This is a genomic window from Mesorhizobium sp. M7A.F.Ca.ET.027.02.1.1, from assembly GCF_004022985.1.
GTDB lineage: Bacteria > Pseudomonadota > Alphaproteobacteria > Rhizobiales > Rhizobiaceae > Mesorhizobium.
On record NZ_RZOL01000925.1, the window covers coordinates 1 to 491 of the forward strand.

The 491-nt window shown below is 67.6% G+C and carries 1 protein-coding gene; it reads right to left on the reverse strand.

Features of this window, described 5'->3' with window-relative positions; all coding sequences use genetic code 11:
• On the reverse strand, positions 1–491 hold a 491-nt coding region (locus EN749_RS37045; RefSeq protein ID WP_128365149.1), incomplete at both ends, for an ATP-binding cassette domain-containing protein.

The following is a 491-nucleotide window of genomic DNA, read 5'->3' on the forward strand; positions in this document are numbered from 1 at the left end:
GGCCCATCGAATCGCGGGTGATGGCATCGAGCGCGCCGAACGGTTCGTCCATCAGCAGGACTGCGGGATCGAGCGCCAGGGCCCGTGCAATGGCGACCCGCTGCCGCATGCCGCCCGACAGCTCGTTTGGCCGCTTGTGGGCGCTGTCGCCCAGCCCCACCAGCTCCAGCATCTCCTGCCCGCGCGCCCGCAGATCCGAGCGCGACAGCGACTTGTCGGCGATGCTGAGCAGCATCGAGGCATTGTCGACGGCGTTTTTCCAGGGGAGCAGGTTGGCGTCCTGGAAGACGAGGCCGATCATCCGCTTGCGCGCCGCCTCGGTCGGCGCGAGCCCGGCGATCGAAACGCTGCCCTGGGTCGGCTGCACCAGTCCGGCCAGCACCTTGAGCAAGGTGCTCTTGCCGCAGCCGGAAGGGCCGATAAGGGAAACGAACGACCCCTTGGGCACCGAAAGATCGATGTTCCTGAGGATCAGCTGCCGGGCCATGACC